Source organism: Paenibacillus sp. J31TS4 (assembly GCF_018403265.1).
GTDB lineage: Bacteria > Bacillota > Bacilli > Paenibacillales > NBRC-103111 > J31TS4.
Genome location: NZ_BOSI01000059.1, coordinates 1 through 213, shown reverse-complemented (window position 1 = coordinate 213; position 213 = coordinate 1). Strand labels below are relative to the sequence as shown.

Sequence of the window (213 nt, the reverse complement as noted above, 5' to 3'; positions counted from 1 at the left end):
CAAGTACCATCGGCGCTGGAGGGCTTAACGGTCGTGTTCGAGATGGGTACGCGTGGTTCCCCTCCGCCATTATCACCAAACAGCTATTCATTCAAGGTTTGTACCTTGAAAACTAGATGCGAAGTTTTGTTCATTCTTTAGTTGGGGCCCCCGGCAAGTATTCGGAATCTGCTTCGTCAGCATCATCTTCACTTGGTGGGGTGTTTTAGGATA

The 213-nt window shown here is 48.8% G+C and carries 1 rRNA gene; it reads right to left on the bottom strand.

From position 1 onward, the window contains the following. Nucleotides 1–80, bottom strand: a 5S ribosomal RNA gene (gene rrf / locus KJS47_RS23970); the annotation flags it as partial. Between the last annotated feature and the right edge of the window lie 133 nt (nt 81–213).